The 20387-nt window shown below is 62.5% G+C and carries 21 protein-coding genes; 11 read left to right on the plus strand and 10 right to left on the minus strand.

What is annotated here, in order from left to right:
* Positions 1–96 precede the first annotated feature (96 nt).
* Positions 97–1224 (plus strand): 4-hydroxyphenylpyruvate dioxygenase family protein, encoded by a 1128-nt coding sequence (locus BMW76_RS16535; protein WP_090866937.1) that lies wholly within the window; start codon positions 97–99, stop codon positions 1222–1224.
* A 16-nt stretch (positions 1225–1240) separates the two neighbouring features.
* On the opposite strand, the gene BMW76_RS16540 is transcribed toward BMW76_RS16535, so the two are convergent.
* Entirely contained in the window at positions 1241–1873 is a 633-nt protein-coding gene (locus BMW76_RS16540) for a helix-turn-helix domain-containing protein (protein WP_090866839.1), read from the minus strand.
* Between BMW76_RS16540 and BMW76_RS42460 the strand changes: the two genes are divergently transcribed.
* From BMW76_RS42460 to BMW76_RS16550, 3 genes are all read left to right on the plus strand, one after another.
* Positions 1872–2006: a hypothetical protein gene (locus tag BMW76_RS42460; protein ID WP_281248525.1), complete on the plus strand. Its 135-nt coding sequence runs from the start codon at positions 1872–1874 to the stop codon at positions 2004–2006. The genes BMW76_RS16540 and BMW76_RS42460 overlap by 2 nt on opposite strands.
* Before the next feature lie 206 nt (positions 2007–2212).
* The gene (gene amaB, locus BMW76_RS16545; protein WP_090866841.1) at positions 2213–3712 is read left to right on the plus strand and encodes an L-piperidine-6-carboxylate dehydrogenase; all 1500 of its coding nucleotides are present in this window, start codon (positions 2213–2215) and stop codon (positions 3710–3712) included.
* A gap of 124 nt (positions 3713–3836) precedes the next feature.
* The gene (locus BMW76_RS16550; RefSeq protein WP_090866843.1) at positions 3837–5009 is read left to right on the plus strand and encodes an NAD(P)/FAD-dependent oxidoreductase; all 1173 of its coding nucleotides are present in this window, start codon (positions 3837–3839) and stop codon (positions 5007–5009) included.
* Positions 5010–5049: 40 nt separating this feature from the next.
* Here the strand turns inward: BMW76_RS16550 and BMW76_RS16555 are convergent, their stop codons facing one another.
* The 3 genes from BMW76_RS16555 to BMW76_RS16565 all read right to left on the minus strand — a co-directional run bounded on the left by BMW76_RS16555 (position 5050) and on the right by BMW76_RS16565 (position 7514).
* The gene (locus BMW76_RS16555; RefSeq protein ID WP_090866940.1) at positions 5050–5559 is read right to left on the minus strand and encodes a metal-dependent hydrolase; all 510 of its coding nucleotides are present in this window, start codon (positions 5557–5559) and stop codon (positions 5050–5052) included.
* Between the two features lie 128 nt (positions 5560–5687).
* Positions 5688–6026: a sugar ABC transporter ATPase gene (locus BMW76_RS16560; RefSeq protein WP_090866942.1), complete on the minus strand. Its 339-nt coding sequence runs from the start codon at positions 6024–6026 to the stop codon at positions 5688–5690.
* Between the two features lie 333 nt (positions 6027–6359).
* Complete coding sequence (locus tag BMW76_RS16565) at positions 6360–7514, minus strand: porin (RefSeq protein ID WP_090866846.1); 1155 nt, start codon at positions 7512–7514, stop codon at positions 6360–6362.
* Positions 7515–8195: 681 nt separating this feature from the next.
* Here BMW76_RS16565 and BMW76_RS16570 point away from each other — a divergent pair.
* Positions 8196–8699, plus strand: coding sequence for a hypothetical protein (locus BMW76_RS16570; protein ID WP_090866848.1), 504 nt, complete (start codon positions 8196–8198; stop codon positions 8697–8699).
* 38 nt (positions 8700–8737) lie between these two features.
* Here the strand turns inward: BMW76_RS16570 and BMW76_RS16575 are convergent, their stop codons facing one another.
* On the minus strand, positions 8738–9172 hold the full coding sequence (locus BMW76_RS16575) for an HIT family protein (protein WP_090866850.1): 435 nt from the start codon (positions 9170–9172) through the stop codon (positions 8738–8740).
* Between the two features lie 580 nt (positions 9173–9752).
* Positions 9753–10190, minus strand: a complete 438-nt coding sequence (locus BMW76_RS16580; protein ID WP_090866852.1) for a hypothetical protein — start codon at positions 10188–10190, stop codon at positions 9753–9755.
* 311 nt (positions 10191–10501) lie between these two features.
* On the opposite strand from BMW76_RS16580, the gene BMW76_RS16585 reads away from it, so the two are divergent.
* The 5 genes from BMW76_RS16585 to BMW76_RS16605 all read left to right on the plus strand — a co-directional run bounded on the left by BMW76_RS16585 (position 10502) and on the right by BMW76_RS16605 (position 15388).
* Complete coding sequence (locus tag BMW76_RS16585) at positions 10502–11191, plus strand: CDP-alcohol phosphatidyltransferase family protein (RefSeq protein ID WP_090866854.1); 690 nt, start codon at positions 10502–10504, stop codon at positions 11189–11191.
* The gene (locus BMW76_RS16590; protein WP_090866856.1) at positions 11188–12045 is read left to right on the plus strand and encodes a HalD/BesD family halogenase; all 858 of its coding nucleotides are present in this window, start codon (positions 11188–11190) and stop codon (positions 12043–12045) included. The genes BMW76_RS16585 and BMW76_RS16590 overlap by 4 nt, the downstream gene beginning before the upstream one ends.
* Complete coding sequence (locus tag BMW76_RS16595; RefSeq protein ID WP_090866858.1) at positions 12042–13046, plus strand: flippase-like domain-containing protein; 1005 nt, start codon at positions 12042–12044, stop codon at positions 13044–13046. Before BMW76_RS16590 ends, BMW76_RS16595 begins: the two co-directional genes overlap by 4 nt.
* Positions 13047–13067: 21 nt before the next feature.
* Entirely contained in the window at positions 13068–13832 is a 765-nt protein-coding gene (locus BMW76_RS16600) for a phosphocholine cytidylyltransferase family protein (protein WP_090866860.1), read from the plus strand.
* Positions 13833–13984: 152 nt separating this feature from the next.
* On the plus strand, positions 13985–15388 hold the full coding sequence (locus tag BMW76_RS16605) for an MFS transporter (protein WP_090866862.1): 1404 nt from the start codon (positions 13985–13987) through the stop codon (positions 15386–15388).
* A 57-nt stretch (positions 15389–15445) separates the two neighbouring features.
* Here the strand turns inward: BMW76_RS16605 and ehuA are convergent, their stop codons facing one another.
* From ehuA to ehuB, 4 genes are all read right to left on the minus strand, one after another.
* Positions 15446–16270, minus strand: coding sequence for an ectoine/hydroxyectoine ABC transporter ATP-binding protein EhuA (gene ehuA / locus BMW76_RS16610; RefSeq protein WP_090866944.1), 825 nt, complete (start codon positions 16268–16270; stop codon positions 15446–15448).
* Between the two features lie 59 nt (positions 16271–16329).
* Positions 16330–16989 carry an ectoine/hydroxyectoine ABC transporter permease subunit EhuD gene (gene ehuD / locus BMW76_RS16615; protein ID WP_090866864.1) on the minus strand — a complete coding sequence of 220 codons (660 nt, stop codon included), beginning with the start codon at positions 16987–16989 and terminating at the stop codon, positions 16330–16332.
* Positions 16986–17660 (minus strand): ectoine/hydroxyectoine ABC transporter permease subunit EhuC, encoded by a 675-nt coding sequence (gene ehuC, locus BMW76_RS16620; RefSeq protein WP_177200402.1) that lies wholly within the window; start codon positions 17658–17660, stop codon positions 16986–16988. The genes ehuD and ehuC overlap by 4 nt, the downstream gene beginning before the upstream one ends.
* A 126-nt stretch (positions 17661–17786) precedes the next feature.
* The gene (gene ehuB, locus BMW76_RS16625; RefSeq protein ID WP_090866866.1) at positions 17787–18641 is read right to left on the minus strand and encodes an ectoine/hydroxyectoine ABC transporter substrate-binding protein EhuB; all 855 of its coding nucleotides are present in this window, start codon (positions 18639–18641) and stop codon (positions 17787–17789) included.
* 194 nt (positions 18642–18835) lie between these two features.
* Between ehuB and ehuR the strand changes: the two genes are divergently transcribed.
* Positions 18836–20260, plus strand: a complete 1425-nt coding sequence (gene ehuR / locus BMW76_RS16630; protein ID WP_177200403.1) for a MocR-like ectoine utilization transcription factor EhuR — start codon at positions 18836–18838, stop codon at positions 20258–20260.
* The last annotated feature ends 127 nt before the right edge of the window (positions 20261–20387 follow it).

A 20387-nucleotide genomic window follows, 5' to 3' on the forward strand; every position in this document is an offset into this window, starting at 1 on the left:
CTTGCGGGAGGGGCGGCGCGCGGTGTAAAACACGGGGCGCGACAACCTGATCCGTTTGTCTGTCGAGTTGAACCAGCACGAGCCATGGAGACGCACATGCCCAGCGACCTGCCGACCCCCACCGACGCGCTCAAGGCCGTCGCGGACCCGGAGCACAATCCGCTCGGCACGGCCGGTATCGAGTTTGTCGAATTTGCCGCGCGCCATCCGCAGGTGCTGGCCGATACCTTCGTAAAGCTCGGCTTCAAGCCGATCGCGCGTCACATCAGCAAGGACGTGACGCTGTTCCGCCAGGCCGACATGAATTTCCTGCTGAACGCCGAGCCGGATTCGTTCGCCGAGCGTTACGCGGAGGAATACGGCGTGGGCATTTGCGCGATTGGCATTCGCGTCGCCGATGCGCAGCGCGCTTACGATCGCGCCATCGAACTGGGCGCATGGGCATTCGAAGGCGAGCGCGTCGGCAAGGGTGAGCTCGTCATCCCGGCCATACAGGGCATCGGCGATTCGCACATTTATTTCGTCGACCGCTGGCGCGGACGCGGCGGCCAGAAGGGCGGCCTCGGCGACATTTCCATCTTCGATATCGATTTTCGTCCGATCGAAGTCGCCACTGCGCAGGCCGATCTGAGCCACGCCGGCATGGGCCTCGTCGCCGTCGATCATCTGACGCAAACAGTCGGCGCGGGCCGCATGCAGGAATGGCTCGACTTCTATCGCGATCTGCTCAACTTCCGCGAGATTCACGAGCTGCATGCGAACTGGCATGTGTCAGCCGAATCGCGCGTGATGGTGTCGCCGTGCGGCGCGATCCGCATTCCGCTCTACGAGGAAGGCACGCCGCGCACGAGCCTGATGCACGAGTATCTGCCCGATCATCCGGGCGAAGGCGTGCAGCACATCGCGCTCGCCACCGACGATATCTTCGCGTGCGTCGACCGGTTGCTCGCGAACGGCATCGAACTCGTGGAGCCGCCGGCGCGCTACTATGATCGGATCGACGCGCGCTTGCCGGGGCATGGGCTCGATATCGAGCGGCTCAAGCGAGGCCGGATTCTCGTCGATGGCGAGATCGGCGCGGACGGCGTGCCGCAACTGTTCTTCCAGACTTTCGTACTGCGGCGCGAAGGGGAAATCTTCTTTGAAATCGTGCAGCGCAAAGGCCATCACGGTTTCGGCGAAGGTAATCTCAGCGCGCTTGCGCAGGCGCGCGCGGCTTCATGAGCGGCCCTGCCGCGTTTTATTTCTTTGACGTATTGCTGCCCTTGCCCGCATGCGGCAGATCGGCGTTCGTCGCCATCCACAGCACTTCGGCGTCTTCTTCGCTCGTCGAAACAGCCGCGTGGCCGGTGCGGCTGTCGAAATAGAGGCTGTCGCCCGCGTTCAGATGCGTCGGCGCATACAGCTCCGAATACAGGCACACGCTGCCGCTGATCACATACAGAAACTCTTCGCCTTCGTGGCGGCCCCAGTCGTCGAAGGCGTCGAGCGTGTGCGCCGTGATGCGGATGCGAAACGGCAGCATCGCCTTGTGCGCGAGGTCCGTCGCCAGCAGTTCCATCTGATAGCCGCGATACGCGTGACGCTGGCCCGCGTCCTTGCGCGTGAGCGCGCGCCGGCCGCTCGCGTTGACCTTCGGCGTCGAGCCGAAGAGTTCGCCGAGATCGATCTTCAGGCCCACGACGATTTTTTGCAGCACGTCGAAAGTGGGCGACATCAGGCCGTTTTCGATTTTCGACAACGTGGAGCGCGACACGCCGCACAAACGGCTGGCCGTTTCGAGCGTCAGATCGTGCGCGAGCCGAGCGGCACGCACACGCCGGCCGAGGTCCGACGTCGAGCTTTCGGGCGACTTGGTGAGTGAGGTGTCCATGAGCGTGAATGACAATGCGGCGTGGCGCTTTCGGGCCGTTTCGGGTGCTGTTTCCGATCATAACATCCGTATGCCCGCGCACCCTTTCCCGGCCGGCGGCAAGTACGGGCGTGCCGACGAATTTCCGATCTGAAACGAACCCGGACAGTGTGCCTGAGCACCATTCGCGCCGAAAAGCGCGCGACACGAAAACTCGGGAAAAACCCTCATATTTCCCCTGTTTTATGAACGCACGAAATCCCGCAAGAACGTGTCGCAGCGCCGCTTGTCGCCAGAAATCGCGGCGTGTATAGTTTCCAGACTTACTTTTGTTTCGTATCGGAAATCAAGGGAATCCAGATGAACGCATCGAGCATCCTTGCCGATCTCGGCATTGCAAACGCGGCGCAAGCAGGCGATATCGCCGTCCATTCCCCCATCATGGGCGAGCTCATCGGCCGCGTGGCGAGCCGCACAGCGGCGGAAGTCGATACGTTGCTGGCCAACGCGAAGCAGGCATTCGAGCAGTGGCGCAACGTTCCCGCGCCCCGCCGCGGCGAACTCGTGCGCATCCTCGGGCAGAAGCTGCGCGAGAAGAAGCAGGCGCTCGGCAGCATCATCACGCTGGAGACGGGCAAGATCCTCCAGGAAGGTCTCGGCGAGGTGCAGGAGATGATCGACATCTGCGATTTCGCCGTCGGCCTGTCGCGCCAGTTGTACGGCCTCACGATCGCTTCGGAGCGCCCCGGTCACAGGATGGCCGAAACGTGGCATCCGATGGGCACCTGCGTCGTCATTTCGGCGTTCAATTTCCCGGCGGCCGTGTGGTCGTGGAATGCGGCGCTCGCGCTCGTGTGCGGCAATGCCGTGGTCTGGAAGCCGTCCGAGAAGACGCCGCTGACGGCGCTCGCCGTCAACCACATCCTTGACGAGGCACTGAAGGAATTCGGCGATGCGCCCGCGGGCCTCACGACCGTCGTCATTGGCGGGCGCGATGTCGGTGCGAAGCTGGTCGCGGACCCGCGCGCGTCGATCGTCAGCGCGACGGGCAGCACGGAAATGGGCCGCACGGTCGGCGTCGAAGTGGCGAAGCGCTTTGGCCGCTCGCTGCTCGAACTCGGCGGCAACAACGCGGGCATCGTCACGCAGACGGCGGACCAGGAACTCGCGCTGCGCGGCATCCTGTTCTCGGCGGTCGGCACGGCGGGGCAGCGTTGCACGTCGCTGCGGCGCCTGTTCGTGCACGAGAGCGTGTACGAGCAGACCGTCGAGCGGCTGAAGCAGCTTTACGCGAAAGTGCCGATCGGCAATCCGCTCGAAAAGGGCACGCTGATGGGGCCGCTGATCGACAAGCAGTCGTTCGCGCGCATGCAGGAAGCGCTGCAACAGGCGGCGGCCGAAGGCGGCAAGGTGTTCGGCGGCGAGCGCGTCGAAGTGAAGGGCTATGAGGGCGGCTATTACGTGCGTCCCGCGCTCGTCGAAATGCCGTCGCAAACGGCCGTCGTGCTCAAGGAGACCTTTGCGCCGATTCTCTACGTGCTGCGCTACAAGGACTTCGACGATGCGATCGCGGCGAACAACGCGGCGCATCACGGGCTGTCGTCGTGTGTGTTCACGACCGACCTGCGCGAAGCCGAGCGCTTCACGTCGGACTCGGGCAGCGATTGCGGCATCGCGAACGTGAACATCGGACCGAGCGGCGCGGAAATCGGCGGCGCGTTCGGCGGCGAGAAGGAAACGGGCGGCGGACGCGAATCGGGCTCGGATGCGTGGAAGGCCTACATGCGACGCGCGACGAACACCGTCAACTATTCGTCGGCACTGCCGCTCGCTCAAGGCATCGACTTCAATCTCGGCTGATCGTGAAGGGCGGCGCGTGTTCATACTGCGCGCCGCTTCTCGTACTTAAGCTGCCTCGCATTCTTCAATTCGTCGCGGACTTTTGCATTCGATGTCCGCTGACCCGCTTCGTCTGGAGTGGCATGTGAGTTCGAAAGTCGTCGTTGTCGGTGGAGGCGTGATCGGCAGTTCGATCGCTTATTTCTTGCGGCTGTCGGACCCGACGGTCAGCGTGACGGTGATCGAACGCGATCCCGCTTATACGCGGTCGTCGTCGGCGCTGTCGGCGGCATCGATCCGGCAGCAGTTCTCGACGCCGCTGTCGATCCAGATGTCGCTGTATGGCATCGAGTTCCTGCGATCGATCGGCGAGCGGCTGAAGGTCGACGGCGCGAAGCCTTCGATCGATCTGCACGAAGGCGGCTATCTGTTTCTCGCGACACCTTCCGGCGAGGCGACGCTGCGCGAGAACCATGCGCTGCAAAAGCGCCTTGGCGCCGATATCACGCTGCTCGACAAGCGTTCGCTCGGCGCGCGCTTTCCGTGGCTCAACACGGACGATCTGAGCGCGGGCGCATTCGGCGAATCGGGCGAGGGCTGGTTCGACGGCTACGGCCTCGTTCAGGCGCTGCGCAAGAAGGCGCAGGCGCTCGGCGCGCGCTATATCGCCGACGACGTAACAGCGTTGAATCGCGAAGGCCGCCGCATCACGGGCGTCGTAACCTCACGCGGCGAGACGTATGCGTGCGATGTCATCGTGAACGCGGCGGGTGCGTGGGCGCGGCGCGTGGCGTCGATGGCGGGCATCGACATTCCTGTGTTCGCGCGGCGCCGCAGTATCTTCAACGTGAGTTCGCCGGCGAGGCTCGAACGCTGTCCGCTGCTGATCGACCCGACGGGCGTGTACTTTCGTCCCGAGGGCGCGACGTTCATTTGCGGGACTTCGCCTTCGCCCGACAAGGACCCCGACGATCTGCCGCTCGACGAAGTCGATCACGCGCTGTTCGACGACGTGATCTGGCCGACGCTCGCACATCGTGTGCCGCAGTTCGAGGCGTTGCGCGTCGAGCATTGCTGGTCCGGGTACTACGAGTACAACGTGTTCGATCAGAACGCGATCATCGGACATCATCCCGATGTCGATAACTGCATTTTCGCCAATGGCTTCAGCGGGCACGGATTGCAGCAGGGACCGGCTACGGGACGCGGCGTCAGCGAACTCATTTTGCACGGGCGCTATGTGACGCTCGATTTGTCGGCGCTTGGCTTCGATCGTGTGCTGGAGAACCGGCCGTTCGTGGAGAAGAACGTCGTGTGACGGTTGCGTCGATGATGATGGCGGTGTCTGCGGTAGCAAGCTAGAACAGATGCTTCAGCAAGCCCAGCGGCCCAGCGCCCTGCATCCACACATGAGACACCACGAACCACGCCCCTGCCCAGGACGCGGCGACAACAATCAGATCGCAATGCCCGCTATTCCACAGATTCAGCGAATGACGTCCGAGGAGCCAGGGCACGCCCAAAGGATTCGGCCAGTCCGCGAGCAAATGCATCACGCCGCCGCAAGCGAATCCAAACGCGACGGCCGCGGCAGGATGATGCGGCATCGCATGCCACGAAAAGAACAGCATCGCGATCCAGCCGACACCCCAATGCGTCGCCGTGCGATGCGTGATCCAGAGACGCCGCTTGCGTGACCACCACGCCACTTCGAGCCAGTCGGGCGCTGTCGCGCCGGCGAGCCCCGCTGCAAACGCCAGCCAGATCCACACATGAAAAGGGCCGCGGTACCCGTAACGCGCGGCCAGTGCAGCGGAGATCGCTCCCGCCGCCCAACCCGTCGCGTGATGTGCGTTGCTCGATGCCATTGATATCGCGCGCCGATGCACGACGCGGTAAAACACGGGCGGCCATCTTCGCAGAAGCATGCGCAAAAAAATAGCCCGCGATTCTCGCGGGCTCTTGCGTGGGGCGTGCTGTTACGAAGACTTACACATCAGGTCGTGCAGCGCGCGATTGCAAAGCGCAGTTCTTCTTCAGGCGGATCGTCGCCCGTGCCGCGCACGACCTTGATGACCGAGCCGTGACCTGAAGGCGTCAATGAAATGAAATACGAACTGTTCGACGAAGAGCCGATCGTCAGATCGGTTACGCCATTGTTCTTCAAAACATGCACGCGCGACAGACGGCTGTCGAGGCATCGCGCGATTTCAGATGCGGGCCGCGCCGACGACGCATAGACCATCGGTTCGGTTGAAGCGCCGGATTCAGGGCCGCGCGACGATCCGCATGCAGCGAGAACGGCCAATGGGGCGAGAAGAATGAGTCGTTTCATGATGATGTCGTCGGCGTCTCCATGCGGCGGGATCGTAGGGCGCAAGCGGGATGCAATGCGTCGCGACGAGACCGCTTGCGTCGTCACAACGTTGATTCAACGTCCGTGCATCGAATGATCCTTCGACGATTGCAAACGGCTCACGTCGAAGTATAGCCACGCGAGTCGCGTGCAATTGCCACATCGTGTTAGAAATTGCATCGAAGCGAAACGCGGCCAGGGCGATCGGCGCATGCTTTCGCGTGGCAATAAAAAACGCGCGCGTCGGACTGCACGCGCGCGTTTGCCGTCGACGACGGAGCCGGCTTTCGCCTCCCCCTCGCGAATACCTGCTTAGAAGCGGTGACGCAGACCCACTGCCACGGCAGTCTGGTTTTGCGTCGACGACGGCGTCAGCGTGTTGATCGCCGCGACGTTCTCGCCGAAGTTGCCGAGGTTGCCCGAAGCGTGCTGGTAGACGCCTTCCAGGTACACGTCGGTGCGCTTGCTCAGCGAGTAGTCGCCTTGCAGCGAAACCGTGTGCCACTTCGGCGAGCCCGAGCCGTTCGAACCCGACACCTTGCCGTCCGTGAACGTGTACGCAGCGGCGAGTGCGAGAGCAGGCGTCAGTTCATAGCGGCCGTTCACTTCGTAGTTGTCCATGTGCAGGTTCGTGCCTGCCAGACCGTTGATGAACGTGCCGCCGACGTTCGCGCTCTGGAGGTTGTCGAGTTGCGTGTGTGTCCACAGCAGGCCGACGGTTGCGGGACCATACGTGTAGTTCGCGCCGACGCCATACGAGCGTTGCGTCTGTGCCGCCAGCTGCGCTGCGCCGCCCTGGCCTGCCGAGATCGCGCCGTTGGTGTTGTTGCTGCCCGCGTTGTTCAGTTGCAGGTAAGCCGCCGCGATGTTCAACGGACCGTTCTTGTACGAAGCGCCCGCGCTCCATGCCCGGTTGTCCGCGAAGCCGTTAGCTTCGTTCGAGAAGCCATAGAGGCCGCCGAATTGCAGACCAGCGTAGTTCGCGCTCGTGTACTTGACTGCGTTCTTGATCGAGAACGAGTTGTCGAGGTTGTCGTTGTCGAACGGGTGGCCGGCCAGGTTGTTGCCGAAGCCCGAACCTGCTGCCGACAGCGGCGCCAGGTAGTCGACCATCGAGTCGTACTGGCGGCCGAGGGTTAGCGTGCCGAACTGGTTGCTCTGCAGGCCGACGTAAGCCTGACGGTTGAACAGCGTGTTGTTTTCCTTCAGGTGGCCGTTGTTCAGATCGAAGCCGTTTTCCAACGTGAAGATCGCATGCAGGCCGTTACCCAGGTCTTCGCTGCCGCGCAGGCCGAAGTACGTATCCGAGACCGTGCCGCTACCTTGCTGCCAGTTGCTGTGACCCGCCTGGTTGTTCGTGTAGACGAGGCCGGCGTCCAGCGTGCCGTACAGCGTCACGCTGCTTTGCGCGTTGGCCGTTGCTGCGAATGCACCGAGAATGCCCGCGACGATAAGGTTTTTTTTCATGCTTTATTACTCCGAGACTTTGCGTGGAGATCGCAATACAGAACACGTGCTGCAATGCGTGCTGTCGATCCGGAGCGAAGTGTATTACCGATGTGCATTTGCTTATTTCCATCCGGTGCAACAATACCTTCCAGAATCGGGAATAGACGAATTAACGCCGCTAAGTATTTTTGTTTAAACGGTTTTCTGAAGCCGCTGAGTATCGGGCTGGGTATTGTCAATCAGTCGATTGTTGCGCTGACGCGACGATGAAAGGGAGATCTACCAGGTTAACCCGGTTGTAAGCTGTCTTCGGCGATATCCGCAAGCATCGATTCATGCGATTTCTGGAAAGGTACTGTTCCAGCGAATGGGCTCGAACCGGGTAGGTGTAACTTATAGAATCCCTTTACCCCTTCGACCAAGGGTTGTCTTTTTCATCTTTTTTATGCGGCCTCCGGGCCGCTTTTTTTGGGCTGATTCAAATAGGAGCCAAGGTCGTTTGAATAAACGGCAATAGACTATTTCGCAAATCGATAGTGAGTTTATTTGAACCTTTTGCACCGTGAATTGATGTCGTTTTCTTGTCCTGTCGTTATAGGCATGGCCATTGGCCGGATTTGCGACGGCATGCGCGGGTAGAATGCATGCCTTCGCGCCGAAATCACTGATGGCGCCTGACGAAACGCGAGCCTCCCCGCAATGACCGATACGCTTCTTCCCGAATCCGACGCTGGCAACGCATCCGAAGCCGTGCATGAAGACCGTCTGTGGTGCGACAACGGCTGGACCGCGCGCATCATCAAGAATGAAGACGACGACGGCTGGGCCGTCGAGATGATCAAGGACGGCGAGGCGGAGCCTGCGCTGGTGGGCCCATGGACGATGGGCCGCGACAAGAAGAATCCCAAGCCGCTCGATGTTGCCGCTTTCAATACGCTGGTGAAGACGGCATCGGAAGTGCTGCGCCGGCATGAGCAGCAACTGCACGCGCAGTTGCACAAGCGGCTGACGGTGGAATCGGGTGATGGGAGCGTCGAAGTCACGCTCGACATCGTCCCCGACGAGGACGACCCCTATGCGTTGCTCACCGCATTCGACGCACTCGGCGAGCAACTGGCGCAAGTCAAAGTCGCGCCGACCTTCAAGCTCAGCAGAGCGAGCGCAGCGTCGTGGGTCGAGAACGAATTTCGCCGGCCGGGCTGACGCCGCTTGATATCCGATCTATATCGTTCTAGTTGCGCTCAGGCGGACGCGTTCTTGCCCAGCTCCGTCCTGATGCGCTCGGCCAGCGCGCGCAATTCATCGAGGTCGGCGCGTTCGGCCGCGTGAATCTTGAGCGGGATGCCGTCGTGGCGCGGAATCACGTGGAAGTGCACGTGAGGCACGGTCTGTCCGGAAGCGGCGCCGTTCAGTTGCGCGATCATCATTCCGGGCGGATTGAGCGCGGCCTTCACGGCGATGGCTACCTTGCGCGTCGTGCGGATCGCGGCGGCCGTTGCGTCCTCGGACAGTTCGAAGAGTTCGGCGGCGGGCTCTTTCGGCAGAACCAGTACGTGACCTTCGGCCTGCGGCATGATGTCCATGAACGCGACGGTGTGCTCGTCTTCATAGATGCGGATCGACGGCAGTTCATCGCGCAGGATACGGGCAAACGGGTTCTGCTGATCGTAGGGCATAGGAGTCTCCGGTGGTCGGGCGCATCGGCTGTGGGTCGAAGGCCGTGCATGAATGATCCGGAGATTTTAGCCGACCAGATCGGACGTATTGCATTCCCTGGGGCATCGACTCAATGCGTGGACCTGTTGCATCGTCTTATTGCATCGATCCGCAACGCGCATCGATTTCTCTTTCGCGCCCGGTACTTACGCGGCGTGTGCTCAGGTTGTCCACATCGTTACCCACGAATTCTGTGGACAACGCTCGCGTTACGGTTGGGCACGGGCGAGGGGGGCGTCACTGAAGAGACGGCGCGTGCATCGTGCGCAATTCGAGTCGCATCAATGACTTGTCTGGGTCTTGCCCAGGTTACTCACAGCCTTTTGAACAGAAAGTGTGGACAACCTCACTGCCAATACACGCTGCACAGGCCCGTCGACAGATGACGAAAGCGCAGACGCATGCAGTCCACACATTCCTAGCCACATCAACGACTTGTCGCATTCATGCGCAGGTTACTCACAGCCTTACCCACGAAAAGTGTTGATAACCGGCGCGCTTTGCATGCGCCAGGCAATAGGGAACCGCAAGCGCCTTAACCTAACTCCGCTTGCAAAAAATCGCCGTCACATGCGGCGCAACGTGATGGACGATGGCCGTGCTGCCCGCTGCGGTGACGGCGGCTTGCACCTTCTCGTCGCTGCCCCAGACGACGGCGCCATAAGCCGACTTCGCCAGCGGCTCGCCGTTGCCGACGCGAAAGATGGGATCGCCCTGTTCGTATCCGACGACGGCGAACACACTGAAGCCATACGCGTTCAGGTTTGCGCCGCGCACGGGACTAAACGCGTTGATCGAGTTGCTCTCGACGCGCATCGGCTTCGGATCGATCAGTTGCTGGGCGGCGAGGTCGGCGATGAATTTGTGCGCCGATTCGTCGCAAGCGAGCGCGGCATCGAGCGACGCGGCGCGCGCGGCGAACGGTAGCGCCGACAACATCAGCGCAAACAGAACAGGATGGACAGAAAAGCGTTTCATGGTATCGACACGAAGTCCGCGCAACGGCTCGCGCGCGGACGACTACTTCAAATGAAATAGCAAGAGGGAAAAGCAACGGCGATTCACGCGAGGCGAATCAAAATAACGAGTACATAACCAGCAAACGCACGGGCAAACGCACGCCACGCGGCAAACGCGATAAAACCCGGTAACTCCTGCGCGACAGACGCGCACTCTACCTGCGTTCGATAATTCGTGCTGTCAGGTCATCCACGGGTAGGTCATTGAAAAGCAACATTATTGTGAGCGACCGAGGCAAGAAATCGCGATCCCGTATATATTTCCGGGTTATGACTTCGCAATCCAATCCTCCCCGGAATGTCCTGCCGCCCAAAATGTGGGATGCCCGGCTCGCCCGGCGGCTCATCATGCCGCTCGTCGATACACCCGTTACGCCCAATCATCTGACGACCGTCCGCCTGCTGATCGGTCTCGCAGGCGGCCTTGCATTGGCGCGCGGCGGTTTTGCGTGGACCAACGTCGGCGCGTTTCTGATCGTGCTGTCGAACTTCGTCGATCACACGGATGGCGAGCTTGCACGCGTCAGCGGCAAATCGAGCCGCATCGGTCATTTTTACGACCTCGCCTGCGATGCGCTCGTCACCGTGCTGCTGTTTGCGGGCATGGGCTACGGGATGACGTCATCGCAAGTCGGCAATCTGATCGGCCTTGCCGTGCCGCCGTTCCTGCTCGGCACGATCGCGGGCATTGCGGTTGCGCTGATCTTCTTCCTGCGCATGCGCATCGAGGAGATGGCCGGCAAGGCGGGCACCAGACAGGCATCCGTCGGCGGCTTCGAGACGGAAGACATTCTGTATCTGCTGCCCCTCGTCACGCTGACGGACGGCGTCGCGCCGTTTCTCGTGGCCGCGTCGATCGGCGCGCCGCTCTTTGCCGCGTATGTGGTGATCGACTACCGTCGCGTCGTGCGCCGATCGCGCTCGGCGCAAGAAACCAGTCAGGCATGGGTGAGCCGATGAGCACACCCGCAGAAGAACACGTGACCACATCCAACTCGCTGAACAATGCCGGCCTCGCGCCGGCTTCTGCTGTTTCCGGGGCTGCTTCGACGTCCGCGAATGGCGCGCCCGATGCGGATCGCGCCGTCGCGAGCCGCATCCGCACGTTCGATAACGCGCAACTGCGCAAGGATTTCGACGTTCAAAGCGCGTTTCTGTACCTCGAAGATTTCCTCGCGCCGGAAGTGACGGCGCAACTAATCGCAGCCGCGCGCGCGCTGCTGCCCGAAGTGAACCGCAACTATCTGCCGGGGCACAAGCAGGGCGGCAGCGTCAGCCGTCATACGATCGACCGTCTCGCGCCGTTCATCGCGCAGCTTTATCGCTCGAAGGAGCTGATCGGCTGGCTCGAGCATCTGACGGGCGACAAGCTGCAACTGTCGCCGGCCGACGATCCGCACGCGTACGCGCTCTACTACTACACGAAGCCCGGCGACCATATCGGCTGGCACTACGACACGTCGTACTACGACGGGCGCCGCTATACGCTGCTGCTCGGCGTGATCGACGAATCGTCGTGCCGCCTCGACTACGAGCTGCACACGCGCAATCCCGATAAGGCCGATGTGCCTGGTTCGGTGCAGATTCCGCCGGGCGGCCTCGTGTTCTTCGACGGCGACAAGCTGCGTCACCGCATCACGCCCGCGCTCGACAACGAAATGCGCGTGTCGCTGACGTTCGAATACGTGACCGACCCGAACATGCGCCCGTGGCGCCGCGTAATTTCGAATCTGAAGGACGCGATCGCGTACTTCGGCTTCCGCCAGGTGTTTAGCCAGTTCGCGCGCCGCAATGCCAAGGGAGAAGGTGTGTGACGCGCGCGGCGATGATCCTGCTGACGATCGGCGGCGCGCTGTTCGTCGCATTGCTCGCGTGGCAGGGCTTCGGCCCCGTCGTGTCGACGCTGATGGCGGCGGGCTGGGGCCTCGCGCTCGTCGCCGCGTTCCATCTGCTGCCGCTCGTGCTCGACGCAGGCGCGATCTCCGTGATGTTCGACAGGAACGCGAAGCACGTCACCGGGCGCGACGCAGTGTTCGCGCGCTGGATCGGCGAATCGGTGAACAGCCTGTTGCCGGCCGGTCAGATCGGCGGGCCGGTGATGATGGTGCGCCAACTGTCGCAACGCGGTCTGCGCATGCGCGATGCCGCCGCGGCCGTCACCGTCAGCACGACGTTGCAGGCGCTCGCGCAGATCGTGTTCGCAATGCTCGGCTTGCTGCTGTTCGGCGCATCGGCGGCGCACGGCGCGATGCACGACCTGCAGACAGCCGCGCTGATCGCGACGGGCGTGCTCGGCGCGCTGATCGCCGGCTTCTATATGGCGCAGCGGCGCGGCCTGTTCGGCAAGGCGCTGCGCGTGCTGTCGAAGGTGTTCGGCAAGCGCGACTGGTCGTCGCTGACGACACGCGCCGATGCCGTCGATGTCGCCGTGCGCGAACTCTATGGCGAGCGCGGCAAGGTCGCCGCGAGCTTCGCGCTGAGCCTCGCGGGCTGGATCGTCGGCACGGTGGAAGTGTGGCTCGCGCTGCGCTTTCTCGGGCATCCCGTCGGCTGGATCGACGCGCTGCTGCTCGAAAGCCTCGGCCAGGCGATCCGCGGCGCAGCCTTCGCGATTCCCGGCTCGCTGGGCATCCAGGAAGGCGGCTATCTGCTGCTCGCGCCGCTCGTCGGCCTGCCGCCCGAAGCGGCGCTGGCGCTGTCGCTGGTGAAGCGCGCGCGCGAGCTGCTGCTCGGCTTGCCAGGCCTGCTCTATCTGCATTTCAGCGAACGTAGCTGGCAGCGGCGACGCGCAACGCGTCTGCCCGCTGTCGATTGATATCTTTGGAAAGGACCGCGAATGCGCGCCATCATTCTTGCTGCAGGTCTTGGCCTGCGTCTCCAGCAACCCGCCGGAGAACAGTTTCCCAAATGCCTGCTGCGTTTCGACGGCGTGACCCTGCTCGAGCGTCATCTGCAGATGCTCGATGCGGCGGGCGTCGATGAAGTCGTGCTCGCGCTCGGCTTCCAGCCGGAACTGGTCGAAGCCGAACTGAAGCGGATCGAATGGCCGCACAAGGTCGAGATCAAGCTGAACCCGCGCTTCGACCTCGGCAGTGTGCTCACCGTGCACACCGTCGCAGAGGCGCTGACGCGCGGCGGCGACGTGCTGCTGATGGACGCCGACGTGCTGTACGACGAGCGCATCCTGAGCGCGCTGGTCGCGGGCGAGCACACGAACCGTCTGCTCATCGACCGCGATTTCGAAACGGGCGACGAGCCCGTCAAGCTGTGCCTGAAAAACGGCGTGCCTGTCGAGCTGCGCAAGCAACTGGCTGTCGGTCTCGACTACGACACGATCGGCGAATCGGTCGGCTTCTTCCGTCTGCGCGAAGAAACGGCGAAGCGCTTTGCCGAGATCGTCGCGGGCTACGTCGACAGTGGCCGCGCGAACATGCCTCACGAAGAAGCCGTGCGCGATCTGCTGCTTGAACGCAGCCACGTGTTCGACACGGCGGACGTGACGGGCGCGCCGTGGATCGAGATCGACTTCCAGAACGACGTCGAGCGCGCGGCGGCGGAAATCCTGCCGATGCTGCAACCGCTGGTGGGCGCGGCGCGCTAGGCAGGCATCATAGACAGCGCTGTAAAGAATCGCGTGCACGTGCAACCGGCACGCGATTTTCTTTTGCTGCAAGCGTCGCAACATCGTTTGTCGAGCCGATGCGATAATTGCGGCTTTACGCCGACGGTCGCCCCGTTGTCGCCTCGTCAACCATGCCCCTGGCAATAGGCGCATTCATCGTTCCGTTGATCGTCGCGTGCGCGATGTTCATGGAAAACGTCGATTCGACGGTACTCGTCACATCCCTGCCGGTTCTCGCCCGCGATCTCGGGCACGATCCCATCACGCTGAAGCTCGCGATCACCAGCTACGTGATCGGCCTGGGCGTCTTCATTCCCGTGTGCGGCTGGGTCGCCGACCGCTATGGTCCGCGTTCCGTGTTTCGCACGGCAATCGGCATCTTCATGGCGGGCTCGCTGATGGCGGCCGCCTCGACGAACCTGCCGCTCTTTGTCGCCGCGCGTTTCGTGCAAGGCATCGGCGGCGCGATGATGGTGCCCGTCGGACGCATCATCATCTTCCGCTCGGTGCCGAAGTCGGACTTCATCCGTGCCGTCAACTATCTGACCGTGCCAGCGCTGCTCGGGCCCGTGATTGGACCGCCGCTCGGCGGCTTCATCACGACGTATCTGCACTGGCGGCTGATCTTCATCGTCAACATTCCGATCGGCCTCTTTGGCATCTGGCTCACGAACCGGCACATCGCGAACATGCGCGAAGCGCATCCGGGACCGCTCGACTGGACGGGCTTTTCTTTGTCCGCGAGCGGCGCGTCGCTCTTCATGCTCGGGTTGTCGCTGGTGGGCGGCGAACTGGTGTCGAACAGCGTCTCTCTGACGATGTGCGTGCTCGGCGCCGCACTGCTGTTGATCTACTGGCGCTACGCGGGCCGCGTCGAGCGGCCGGTGCTAGACCTGAAGCTGCTGCGCATTCCGAGCTTTCACGCGAGCGTGGTCGGCGGCTCGCTCTTTCGCATCGGTCTTGGCGCCGTGCCGTTTCTGCTGCCGCTCAAGCTGCAGGAAGGGCTCGGCATGACGCCGTTCGTTGCGGGCACAATCACGTGCGCATCGGCGTTCGGCTCGATCTTCATGAAGACGATTGCTTCATCTGTGCTCGCGCGCTTCGGCTTTCGACGCGTGCTGATGTTCAACGCGCTGCTCGCCGGCTGCGCGATCGCGAGCTATGCACTGTTCACGCCGGATACGCCGCACGGGTTGATCTGGTGTGTCGTGCTGTTCGGCGGCATCTTTCCGTCGCTGCAGTTCACGTCGCTGAACTCGCTCGCGTATGCGGACATTCCGAGCAGCGACGTCGGACGCGCGACGAGCGTCGCGAGCGTCGTCCAGCAGATATCGCTGGGCCTTGGCGTGACGGTTGCGGGGATCGTGCTGCAAATCTCGCACGAACTGCAGGGCCATCCGACCATCGTGTGGACCGACTTCTGGCCCGCGTTTCTCGCAATCGGCCTGTTCTCGCTGGCTTCTATCCCCGTCACGGCGAAGCTGCCGCACAACAGCGGCGAAGAACTCGCGCGCGGCGGCAGAGGGCAGGCTTGACGCGCGCGCTCAGCGCGACCTTGCATGAACGCCGCGTCGAAGCCTGCGATCAAGACGTCAAACGGCCTCGCGCACCGCACGCAGAAACTGCTGCGTGCGTTCATGTTGCGGCGACGTGAAGAATTGCTGCGGCGGCCCTTGCTCGATGATCTTGCCTTGCGAGAAGAAGCACACGCGGTCCGCGAATTCACGTGCGAAGCCCATCTGGTGCGTGACCATCAGCATCGTCAGATTGTGTTCTGCGCCAAGCCGACGAATCACGTTCAGCACTTCGCCGCATAGCTCGGGGTCGAGCGCGGACGTCACTTCGTCGAACAGCATTACTTTCGGACGCATCGCGAGCGCCCGCGCAATCGCGACGCGCTGCTGCTGACCGCCCGACAGTTGCGACGGATAGTGATTGCACTTGTCCTCGAGCCCGACCATCGACAGCAGTTCGCGCGAGCGGTCCGTCGCTTCCTTGCGCGACAGCCCGAGCACCTGCATCGGCGCTTCGATCGTATTCGCGAGCGCCGTCATGTGCGGGAACAGGTTGAAGCTCTGAAAGACCATGCCGATCTTGCTGCGCACGCGCCGCAGATGCGCAGGCGATGCAGGCACGAGCCCGCCGTTCTTGCGCATGTGAGTCAACGGCTCGCCGTCGACTTCGATCATGCCTCCCGTCAACGGGTCGAGCGTCATCAGCACGCGCAGCAGCGTCGACTTGCCCGAGCCGCTCGGCCCGATGATGGCGACCTTCTCGTTGGGCGCAATGTCCAGATCGAGTTCGTCGAGCACGGTGAGCGCACCGTAGCGCTTCGTGACGCCGGCAAACCGCACCATTGGCTGCTGGCCGTTGGCATTCGGTGCGTCCTTGTGCGCGGAAACGGCGTCTCGTTTCATGTCTTTCTCCATCACGGGGGACTCGGAGTGCAAGTGGGTATCGATGTCGGTGCGCGACTTCATGGCAGCCTCAAACTGAATTCGAGCCGCCGCACGAGTTGTGCGAACGTAATGCTGATGACAAGAAAGAACAGGCCCGCGAGCGTGATCGGCTCCAGATAACGGAACGTTTCCGAGCCGACGTTTTTCGCCTGCTGCATCAGTTCGACCACGGTGATGGCCGACAACACGGGCGTGTCCTTGAACATTGCGACGAGGTAGTTGCCGAGCGCAGGAATGACGGGCCGCACCGCTTGCGGCAGAATCACGCCGGCATACGTGCGCCACGGCGACAGCGACAACGCGCATGCCGCTTCCCACTGTCCGCGCGCGACGCCGTTCAGCCCGGCGCGATACACCTCGGACGTATAGCACGCATAGTGCAGCGCAATGCCGATCGTGCCTGCCATCAGCGCGGACATCGTGATGCCGTAGACGGGCAGCACATAGTAAAGCACGTACACCTGGATCAGCAGCGGCGTGCTGCGGATGAACTCGACGATGAACGCGACCGTGCGCGACACGGCCTTGATGTGGCTGCGCCGCAGAATCGCGAGCACGAGGCCGAGCACGAGCGCGATCGCGAAGCCGACCAGCGTGATCAATATCGTGTACACCGACGCGCGCGCAAGTTGGGGCAGGATGTGCGCGGCGTACTGCAAATCGAAGAATTGATTCATGACGCCGCCTTTGGCACGGTGATTCGAACGACGATGCCGTGGCTCACGCGCCGCTCGAAGTAGCGCATCAGCGTGGCGAGCAATTGCGCGAGCACGAAGTAGATGACGAGCGTGAGGCAGAAGATCTCGGCCGTCTTGAACGTCGCTTCGTCGAGCTGGCGCGCTCGGAACGTGAGATCGGACAGCGTGATCAGCGATACGAGCGACGTGCCCTTTAGCAATTCGATCATCAGATTGGTCGCGGGCGGCAACGCGTTGATCATCGCTTGCGGCAGGATGATGCGGCGCATGCGCGAGAACGCCGACATGTTCAACGCGAGCGCTGCTTCGAACTGGCCGCCCGGCACTGAACGCAGCGCGCCGCGCAGAATTTCCGAACCATACGCGCCGTAGTGGAGCCCGAGCCCGACGATCGCCACTGTGAACGGCGTCAGTTCGATCCGGAACGGCGGCAGCGGCAGCACGAAGAAGAACCAGAAGAGCTGCACGAGCAGCGACGTGCCGCGAAACACCTCGACATACACGTTGCCGATCCAGCGCAACGGCGTCCACGGCGAGAGCCTTGCGGCCGTGCCGACGAACGCCATCACGATCGCGAGCAGCGTGCCGAACACGGCGATCTCGACCGTGACGAGCGTGCCTTGCAGCAGCAGGGGAAACAGTTCACGCATGGCGGTGGCCTCGCTTGCATGACGGCGCCTCGGCGCGCCTCGGATTGAACGGGGGAAGCATTTTGAGTGCCTCCCCCGGCGTGCGATCGCGCTGCATTGTCTGCGGCCCGATGCGTGAGCGGCGAATCACTGGCCGCAGATTTCGGCGGCCGTTTTCGTGGTCAGATTCGATTTGTCGAAGCCGAACGGTCCGACGGTCGCGAGATGATCGGGCGTGCCGAGCCATTGGTGCAACTGCTTGTTCACCGCATCGCGCAGATCGGTGTCTTCCGGACGAAACGCGAGCGCGCCATAGCCCGTATGCTTCGGATCGTCTTTGAAGACGGAGACCGTTTCGACCTGGCCCGCGTCCTTCGCGGCGAGGCCCTTCATCGTGAGCGCCGTGCCCGCCGCCGCATCTGCGCGGCGCGTACGCACGGCCTGAAGTTGCGCCGTCGTATCGGGCACTTGCAACAGTTGCGTGTCCTTCACGCCCGCATCGCGCGAATTGGCGACTTCAACGGCACCCGCCATCACAGCCAGCTTCAGGTCTGGCTGCTTCGCGATATCGGCAAAACTATGCAGGTTCTTCGGATTGCCCTTCATCACGAGCAGCGTGTCCTGGATCTGATATTGCGGATCGGCAAAAGCGACCTGCTTGCAGCGCTCCGGCGTGATGTACATGCCGGCGGCAATGACGTCGAAGCGTCCCGCGCGCAGGCCCGGAATCAGCGAGCCCCATTCCGTCAGCACGGCATCCACTTTCTTCACACCGAGCTTTTCGAATACCTTGCGCGAGATTTCCGGCGATTCGCCCGTCACCTTGCCATCCGGCGTCGTATAGGCGAACGGTGCTTCGTTCGCATAGCCGATGCGGACTTCGCCGGTGCGCTGGATGCGCTGCAACGTCGTTTCAGCCGACGCGAACTGGGTGTGCATGGCAAGGCCGGCTGCCGTGAGGCAGAGGGCGCCGAGCATGACGGACGTGCGCTTCGATTTCATGTCGATTCCGTAGGGCGAAAGTAAAAGTAATGAATGTCGTGCCACAGCGGCGCGATCCCCGGGAAAACCCGGTGTGGCAAGCGTTCCAGCGCTTTGAGCGACCCCGGAACCGAACCATGAGCGCAGCATACAAAGCCATTTTTTTGTTCCCATTGCACTAGGACAATTATTTTCTGGGCTGCTTTCGTCGCACTATGCATGCTGTAAACCTGGAGAGTGCAGTGATAGAGCAATGGCGGGATGCGGTCGGCGCGGTGCGTGGCGTCGAGTCGAAATACAAACGGCTGGTGAAGGCGATTGCGACGGATATCGAAAGCGAGTCGCTGCGCGCGGGCGCGCGTCTGCCGCCGCAGCGCGATGTGGCGTCCGAACTGTCGATCAGCGTGCAGACGGTGACGAACGCATACAAGGAACTGGAGCGGCAAGGGCTGATCCGCTGCGAAGTGGGGCGCGGCAGTTTCGTCGCCGAGCGCGTTACGGAAACGATGTCGAACTATATGCTCGATACGGCCGAGCGCTCCGTGGTCGACTTCTCGATTGCACGCATCATCCATACACCGGAGCACGACGCGATGTGGCGCAAGGTCTGCGCAACGCTCGCGAAGATCGACGACCAGCCGTGGATACGCGCGTTCAGGCCCATCGCGGGCTTCGAGCATCACCGGCAGGCGGGCATCGCGTGGCTGGAGTCGCTCGGCATGCCGGCTTCCGTCGATACGCTGCTCGTCACCAACGGCGCGGCGCACGGCATCTTTCTCGCGCTCGCATCGCTGGTCGGTCCCGGCGATACCGTGCTGTGTGAAAGTCTGACCGATCACGGCGTGATCGGCTCCGCGAATGTCCTGGGGTTTACGTTGAAAGGGCTGGAGATCGACGAATACGGCATCCATCCCGAGCATTTCGAAGAGATGTGCGATAGCGAGCGCATTACCGCGCTCGTCTGCACGCCGACGCTCAACAATCCCACCGTCGCGCTGATGCCCGAGTCGCGGCGCCGCGCGATTGCGCGCATCGCCGAGCGCTATGGCGTGTATGTGATTGAAGACGATGTCTATGGCCCGTTACCCGCCACGCGTCCCGCGCCGATTTCGAGCCACATCCCCGAGCTGTCGTTCTACTGCACGAGCATGACGAAGTCGGTGATGGCCGGCTTGCGCACGGGCTATATGACGACGCCGCGCCGTCTCGCGCTGCGCGTCGAGAGCGTGTTGCGCGTGAGCAGCTGGATGGCGAACTCGCCGATCGCGGAAGTGGCGACGCGCTGGATCAACGACGGCACGGCCGCGCGTCTGGTGGAGATGCAGCGCGAGCGGCTCGCGAAGCGCCAGGCGCTCGTACAGAAGATACTCGGACCGTATGTGCTCGGGTCGCATCCGCATGCGCTGTCCGTGTGGCTGCGCGTGCCCGATCACTGGCAGGCGGACCGGCTCGTGCGCGAGTTGCGCAATCGCGATATCGCCGTGACGTCGCCCGATCCTTTCCTCGTGCGTGGCGCGGAACGGCCCAATGCGGTGCGGCTGTGCGTGGGCGCGGAGGTGAGCGAAGAGGTGTATCAGGAAGCACTCGAAACGATGCACGACGTGTTCGAGCAGTATCCGCAGGTGCATGACTTCGGGTGATCGTATGGCTGCATCGGGTGAGCGTGCAGCGATACAAAACGAAATGTACCAGGACAATAGAAAAGAATATTTAGAACATTAGACTGGCCGCACTGAGTCCGGTGTGGCCCGCGTTCAAGGTACTGAA

It is taken from the genome of Paraburkholderia diazotrophica, from assembly GCF_900108945.1.
Lineage (GTDB): Bacteria > Pseudomonadota > Gammaproteobacteria > Burkholderiales > Burkholderiaceae > Paraburkholderia > Paraburkholderia diazotrophica.

Bases quoted from the DNA above. Each gene is read 5' to 3' on its own strand.
- BMW76_RS16535 (WP_090866937.1), top strand. From the start codon at position 97: ATGCCCAGCGACCTGCCGACCCCCACCGACGCGCTCAAGGCCGTCGCG.
- BMW76_RS42460 (WP_281248525.1), top strand. From the start codon at position 1,872: ATGAGCGTGAATGACAATGCGGCGTGGCGCTTTCGGGCCGTTTCGGGT.
- BMW76_RS16540 (WP_090866839.1), bottom strand. From the start codon at position 1,873: ATGGACACCTCACTCACCAAGTCGCCCGAAAGCTCGACGTCGGACCTC.
- amaB (WP_090866841.1), top strand. From the start codon at position 2,213: ATGAACGCATCGAGCATCCTTGCCGATCTCGGCATTGCAAACGCGGCG.
- BMW76_RS16555 (WP_090866940.1), bottom strand. From the start codon at position 5,559: ATGGCATCGAGCAACGCACATCACGCGACGGGTTGGGCGGCGGGAGCG.
- BMW76_RS16560 (WP_090866942.1), bottom strand. From the start codon at position 6,026: ATGAAACGACTCATTCTTCTCGCCCCATTGGCCGTTCTCGCTGCATGC.
- BMW76_RS16565 (WP_090866846.1), bottom strand. From the start codon at position 7,514: ATGAAAAAAAACCTTATCGTCGCGGGCATTCTCGGTGCATTCGCAGCA.
- BMW76_RS16570 (WP_090866848.1), top strand. From the start codon at position 8,196: ATGACCGATACGCTTCTTCCCGAATCCGACGCTGGCAACGCATCCGAA.
- BMW76_RS16575 (WP_090866850.1), bottom strand. From the start codon at position 9,172: ATGCCCTACGATCAGCAGAACCCGTTTGCCCGTATCCTGCGCGATGAA.
- BMW76_RS16580 (WP_090866852.1), bottom strand. From the start codon at position 10,190: ATGAAACGCTTTTCTGTCCATCCTGTTCTGTTTGCGCTGATGTTGTCG.
- BMW76_RS16585 (WP_090866854.1), top strand. From the start codon at position 10,502: ATGACTTCGCAATCCAATCCTCCCCGGAATGTCCTGCCGCCCAAAATG.
- BMW76_RS16590 (WP_090866856.1), top strand. From the start codon at position 11,188: ATGAGCACACCCGCAGAAGAACACGTGACCACATCCAACTCGCTGAAC.
- BMW76_RS16600 (WP_090866860.1), top strand. From the start codon at position 13,068: ATGCGCGCCATCATTCTTGCTGCAGGTCTTGGCCTGCGTCTCCAGCAA.
- BMW76_RS16605 (WP_090866862.1), top strand. From the start codon at position 13,985: ATGCCCCTGGCAATAGGCGCATTCATCGTTCCGTTGATCGTCGCGTGC.
- ehuA (WP_090866944.1), bottom strand. From the start codon at position 16,270: ATGAAACGAGACGCCGTTTCCGCGCACAAGGACGCACCGAATGCCAAC.
- ehuD (WP_090866864.1), bottom strand. From the start codon at position 16,989: ATGAATCAATTCTTCGATTTGCAGTACGCCGCGCACATCCTGCCCCAA.
- ehuC (WP_177200402.1), bottom strand. From the start codon at position 17,660: ATGCGTGAACTGTTTCCCCTGCTGCTGCAAGGCACGCTCGTCACGGTC.
- ehuB (WP_090866866.1), bottom strand. From the start codon at position 18,641: ATGAAATCGAAGCGCACGTCCGTCATGCTCGGCGCCCTCTGCCTCACG.
- ehuR (WP_177200403.1), top strand. From the start codon at position 18,836: ATGCATGCTGTAAACCTGGAGAGTGCAGTGATAGAGCAATGGCGGGAT.